Here is a 6,181-nt window from a genome sequence, read left to right on the forward strand (position 1 = left end):
CTGGCCACTCGCAGCGCCAGCCGCATGATCAACCACAAAACGCGATATCAAAACGTTGTCTGCGTGAGTGCTTCAGGCTTGAAGGTGCCGGAACACGATGCGCGCACGATCTGGACTTCCTTCAGGGAACTCTACTGTCACTCGATCCCCAGCAACGATCGCTACCTCCCAACGACGCATCGCCTTATCTACACCGCTGGAAATATGCAGGCCGTTGTCCAGTCGGACTTCGAACCGGCCGCCCTCACCCACCGCTTCTACACGGCCTCTATGTGAAGTGATGTCATCACGCAAACTCATAGCTTCCTCGATTTCCGAAAATGAACGGCCTGCCAGCGACAGCTCGCCGAATCCAGCCAGGTGCAGGCACGATATCCAGGCCGGTGCCCCCCAGGTCAGTGTAGAACCTAAGACGAGCCATCTTGGGGCGAGTGGTACGGGCGCTGTCACATGTGCAAGCGCAAGAGCGCGGCTTGAATACGACTGGCAGACCGGCGCCAGCTTCGCGAGACTGCGACCGTAAAAGCCAGATGAAAGAGGTGCGGAGTTTGGTCAAACGCATAACCTTGGCGGTTCTAAAAAGCAGGGTGAGAAGCCGAGTCAGAGGGCTTCGTCGCACGGAATGATGAGCAGCCGCTCGACACCCTGCGGAGGCTGCGGCGCATCAGGCCTTTCGTGTGAGGGAACAAGCATGCTCCCGCGAGATGTCTCCGTTTGAGTCATGGCCGCGATAGCCTCCGCGCGGTTGAGGTATTCCGAGGTCGAGCTACTCATGCCGATGCCGATCTCCGGCCTAGGGCACTCAGGCAGCTCGGCGTCAATCGGTGCCACATCGAGCCAACGCGCATACCGAGGAGCGGCCACACCCCCGTCTCGGCTGTGCGAGGAATAAGTCACAAGCCTCGCATGAACGGGGCAATAGCCCTGTGGTTGCTCGATGCCCAACATGGCGTCGATCAGGAGCTTCCCATTGGCATCAATATGAGCTTCCGGGTGCCAGATCCTGCAGAAGCGTGACGCATCCTTGTGCCACTTCTCATACCAGTCTGCCATGAGGGCGCTGAGCGGCGGACGAGCGGCTTGGGATACCGATTTGATTGCCTGGGCCTTGATGTAAGGCGACTCTCCTGAAAACGCAGAGACATCCAGCTCGATGAGCTGCCAGTCACTGCGAATATCCCGCGCACGGTTCCAGAGTGACTGGAACTTTTCTTGGTCTGCGAACGATCTCGACATCTGTCGCTTGATCTCCCGGATGTACCCCGCGCAAAAGTCATCGTCAGGGACCAGCGAAGCCAGCACGCGATAGGCGCGCCTGTTGGCAATGCACAGGTAACCCATTTCGCCTGTGTTCTTGTGGCTCACCAGGGCGATGGGAAAGGCCAGAACAGGCAGCACTACCGATGTCTTGGACGTGTCCAGGGAGTCCCGCAGGGCAGCAAGGTAGTCGGCGGCCATCTGCCCAAACGTAGCTGTGTCTGGCGTTGAAAGGAAGGGGGCAACTGACTGCTCAAAACGCTCGCAGAGCCCCATGATTTCCTGCTTGCGCTCGAAGGAGCTGAAGTTCGAATCGCGTACCCACTCCTGCGCTCCCGGCCATTCGTGCTGGGTGGTCTCGGATGCTGCCTTGGACGGCAGCAGCGCCCACTTACGCGATACCTCGGTGAAGCGGGTCTTGGTGTGTGTCAGCGTTATCCGGTGCACCCACGCATGCGGCATCAGGCGGTTGTCGCATTCATCTTCCTGGGGTGCCGCGTACAGCACGTGCTTTGACTTGCCCGAAAGCACCAGGCGCAGCGGCGCGTATCCCTGGCGCTCCGCGAATTCTTGCACCTGAGCAACCAGGCCCATGCCTTCGCGCGAGAGCGAAAACATCTGGTCCAGCAGCCTCCGCCATTCGGCCGTCGCCTTCTGTTGGGGGTGCGGCAGCGGCTTGCCACGGTGTGCGGCCCGCCAGGCGATCACCGCCCGGTGGACCAAGGCAGGACGCTCATGCTCCGGGCCCACGCAGCCATCATTCAAGGCTTGCAGCAACGCCTGACGGGCCGGTTCTTCGGCAGCGCGCTCGGCCTCCACAAGCTTGAGCGCTTGTTTGAAAAACCTGATGTACGAGAGGTGATTGACGCGCGTATTCCTGTGATGGATATACCAGCGCAAATCCTCAGGCTCCACCGCATCAAGCACGAGATACGGCATCTCTTCGTGATCCCAATAGTTCGGGCGAAATTTCGAAACGCGCACTTTCGCGTTGAACTGGCGATCACTACGGTATGAGTCGATCTGAACATGGACATCCACGCAAACGTCGCAGCCGTCCTTGTAGGCCACAACGCATTCCATGGGAGACAGCGCATTTGCCGTCATAGTGAAACCGCGTCCATGGTCCTGATAGGTGCGTTTCGTAATTCCCGAGGCGGTGTCGGGATTGATGAGGTCGCGCCACTGGCACAGAACGCGAGAGCCGGGGCGTAGATAGGCGTTCTTGGAGTCTATCCAGCTCTGATAGCTGGGACGCGCCACACCGCCGTCAAGCATGCTGCCGGCGTCGTCGTCGTGAAGGAACCGGCACCAGCGATCCTGGAAGCGCTGCGAAACGAAGGCCAGCGACTCTCCCTCATCATGGAAGTCGCCAAAGAGCTTGAGGCGATGATCGAGGCCTGCTGCCAGGATCAGAAATCGCTTGTAGTGCAGGGCGTGCTTTTCGTGAGCGTTGAGTGCATCGGAGTAGGCAACGTCCTCGAAGCGAATCTTGTTACCGTCGATCCCCCGAAAGAACATACTCTGGTCATCAGCCTTGGTCGGGAAAAGCCTTGCGCTGCCCAGGTGCGACTCAACAGGCGAGAACACACGATGGATGTTTTGACCGTTGCGCACTAGCATGAATACCTTCGCGTTCTCCTCGTTCCGCACGGTGTTCGTCCACGTGTCGCCATAGTCGATATGGCGTCGGGACACGCACATGACTAGCACGCATCGCTGCGTTGGGAAAACCTGCTCGATGAGGGCTGGATGTGCCCGAAGCGCGTCGAAGAACCGCGCTTCCGATTCAAAGTCAAACCGCTGGTCTAGGTCTTCAAACACGGCCAGTTCCTCGTCCATCAGCTTCTTGGCCTGTACGAATGTCAGCGGCTCAGAGCGTGGAGCGCTCGCGCCTTCGCATATGGTTTGCACCACCACGTCTTCTCCAACATAGAGATTCAGGGAGCCAATACCATCGAGAAGTTCGCCCACGTAGTTACGAACCTCTTCCGTGTGGGCGAGCGCTGCCTGGGCCTTTTCGTCAAAAAAGGGTGTGAGCTTGGCCAACTCGGAAGATATCTCGCCCGCCTTGCCCTGAATCCAGCTCGCCTTGATGGTTGCGATCTGAAGTTCCTGCTGGGCGGCTGTTCGTAGAGCGCCAATCTTCTGGTCGGTAATGCCCGTCTCTAAGGCCTCGGAAAGCGTTCCAGTGGCAATCGCAGCAATGCTCGGATCCACAGGCGGCTGCGACACAGGAAAGGCGAGATCCGTTGAACGGGAAGGACGTTGTGGCACGGCAGCGCCAGCCACGCACTCCTCACTATCCTCATCCTGATCTTGGTCCCGAAGTCTGGGGGTGTGGCCTAAGGTCTTCGCCCGAGCCTCACGAAGTCCCGCTTCCACGATGGCGTTCATCCGCCCCGGGTCGGCCTGGGCCTCCACCATCTCGGCCTGCAGGCGCGCCATGTTCGTTTGTATCTGCGCCACCTCTTTTGCACGCACAGCCTCGTGATCAGGCTCGAATTCGAAAAGGCGAAGGAAATCCAAGAGCAGAAACCGATGCTCTTTGAATCCGTGCCAGGCTTGCTGTGCCTGCCCCGTTTTGTCGCGCCAGCGCAGCGTACGCCCGGTGCCGAATTGCAGTGGGTGAGGCCGCAGGATGATGGTGTGCGGCTTGTCGTCCACGAGTCGGACCGAGAGGACAAGCAAGACTGCGCCTGCTGAAATTCCTTCTTGAGGAATTCCCTCTAGCGCACGCCAGTATTGACCTGCTTGGAGAGATTGAAAGCGAGCGATGGTCTGAGCCTCGCGCTCTCCATCGAAGTGCTGCACCGTGAGCGCTGAATTTTCTTGCATTTTTGCCACCGATGTTGTGCGAGGAGCAAGCTCGCAGTGACGGATTATGCAATTGTAATTTAATTGATAGTAATTGCAATCCAATTAATGCAACACAAATTGCAATTGATGCTGGCGCTGCGGTCGCGGGCTACGCGGGAGTTTGCGGCCCGTTGGCGAACCCTGCCGATCCCCAATACGCAGACGAGAGCACCAGCGGAGGCAACGCCACATGGCCCTTGCGCGGGGAGGCAACAGCGCAGGGCTGGCAGTTGCCCCGTCCGCGTGGAGCTCTGAAGGTTTGGATTTGCCGTGGCGTAGGCGCAGTGGCTGTGAGTTCACCCTTCCAAAGACTCGGAACGACTTTTCAAGCGTGTCAGATGTTTGTTCGCATTTCTCACATGGCGCGCCTGAATGTCATCGTCGATGGCGAGGCCGTTGATGTCATGCCGAGCACACCCGTCAGCGATTTTGCGAAGGTACCTCGGATCCTTGCAGTACCGCTCCAGATACAGGCTGATCTTGCGCTTTGAGAGACTGGACCCATTGGCCAAGGCCTCCTGATGAAGATCCTTGGTAATGCCTACCTTCAGGGGCAGATGAATCCCATGCCCGAACAAGTGCGGCCAGCGACTCTCCATCTCCTCGCTGACAACTTCGTAGTCGAAGGGCGCGCCGTGACTTGTCGCGAGTGCCGGGGTCTGGCTGGAGGATTCTTCCATCATGCTGCTCCTTTGATTTGGCTCGAATAATTTGACAAATGTTTAACACACAATTGCAATTATAATTGACAATGCTGTTTCACAGCAACGATTCGCTTCTACGGCCGATCGGCGAAACCTTAATGAGGTACGTCGCCCCAGCGTTCGGTGAAACCGGCTCTCTTACAGCGACCAAACTTGTGGCGCCAATCGGTGAGCGCCGACCCTCTGCGTGCTTTTTTAACTTTGGAGCATCGCTGCCTCGATACAGGCTGCAGCTGGCTGGCTTTCATCCGAGCCTTCGAGCCTCCTGGCCAAAAAATGAGAAAGGCCCACCCATGAATGTCCCTGCCTTCGCCCGCCAATGTCTGGCGCACAGATACACACTCATCACGCGATCCGAGTGTGGATGCGCCGCATCAATACTTCACAACGCCCAGGAATCCTCGGAGGCTGCGACAAGGGTGATGATCGATGCGATGCGACAAGGACGCCGTGTCGAATGCCTTCCCGCACTTGTCGCCGCAGAGATCCCTTGGACCTGCACCATTCACCAGCTTGGGGGCGCGCAAGAAAGCGCCGCGTGACGCTACTACGTAGTGGCCATCTACGCGCTCGCGTCTTGGGGCACGCAGAGGTCGCTGGCGCTGGCGAGGGAAACAGCACCGCCTTTGCGCATTCGCACGGCGCCAGGGCACTGTTGCTATACCGCAGTCCCAGCTATCGCACGCCAATAGTCGCACCAGCAAACAAAAACCCGGCAGTGCCATGAGCACGGTGCCGGGTTTCGCTAAGCAGGTGGCTTTTTAGGCTTCGATCAGGAACTGATCGCGGTCCTTTCCATTGATCCAGTTCGGGGGCTTGCCCCGGCCCGTCCAAGTCGCGCCAGTGGCGGGGTCGCGGTACTTGGGGACGCCGACGCTACCTGCCCCAGTCGAGGCGGCGCGACCACGGCGACCAGACGGGAAGATGTCCTGGGCAGTCAGGCCAAACTCGGCCACCAGGTCGCGAATTTCCTTAACCGCGCCGGACACTTCATTCTGGCGCGCGGCTGCGATCTGGGCCTCCAGCGCTTGGCGCTGTTGCAGCAGTTCCTTGTAGCTCATGCTCATGCTGTATTTCTCCTGACATCAAATCGGTTAGTAACCGTTGAATTATCACGCAAAAAACCAATCCGTGGGAGATCTATTTGCAAATTTCCTTATCGCCTCAATTGCAATTTCTTGCAAACCATTCTTGCCCAATCGCGTCCGAGCCAAGGAAAACCCGATGCCCACACTTTCTCACCCTCACGAGCCTTGAGACTGAGTGGTTACATCCCGTGCAACCGCCTTCAATCAGCATGCCGGCAACACGCGTAGCCTCTTATCGCCACCATTCCTTGATGGGGTCTCCTCGTTTTCAGT

At 58.2% G+C, this 6,181-nt stretch carries 4 protein-coding genes; all 4 read right to left on the reverse strand.

Annotated elements, in window-relative coordinates; genetic code table 11:
- Positions 1-72 precede the first annotated feature (72 nt).
- The 4 genes from KDK82_RS33520 to KDK82_RS31495 all read right to left on the reverse strand — a co-directional run bounded on the left by KDK82_RS33520 (position 73) and on the right by KDK82_RS31495 (position 5,887).
- A complete protein-coding gene (locus KDK82_RS33520; RefSeq protein ID WP_088167201.1) occupies positions 73-300 on the reverse strand; it encodes a hypothetical protein in 228 nt (75 codons plus the stop codon).
- A 300-nt stretch (positions 301-600) separates the two neighbouring features.
- A complete protein-coding gene (locus KDK82_RS31485; RefSeq protein WP_143343606.1) occupies positions 601-4,095 on the reverse strand; it encodes a hypothetical protein in 3,495 nt (1,164 codons plus the stop codon).
- Between the two features lie 317 nt (positions 4,096-4,412).
- Positions 4,413-4,796: a ProQ/FINO family protein gene (locus tag KDK82_RS31490; RefSeq protein ID WP_179218032.1), complete on the reverse strand. Its 384-nt coding sequence runs from the start codon at positions 4,794-4,796 to the stop codon at positions 4,413-4,415.
- A 785-nt stretch (positions 4,797-5,581) separates the two neighbouring features.
- Complete coding sequence (locus tag KDK82_RS31495; RefSeq protein ID WP_065345174.1) at positions 5,582-5,887, reverse strand: H-NS family nucleoid-associated regulatory protein; 306 nt, start codon at positions 5,885-5,887, stop codon at positions 5,582-5,584.
- Between the last annotated feature and the right edge of the window lie 294 nt (positions 5,888-6,181).

It is taken from the genome of Delftia sp. K82, from assembly GCF_002193035.1.
GTDB classification, from domain to species: Bacteria; Pseudomonadota; Gammaproteobacteria; order Burkholderiales; family Burkholderiaceae_C; genus Comamonas; species Comamonas acidovorans.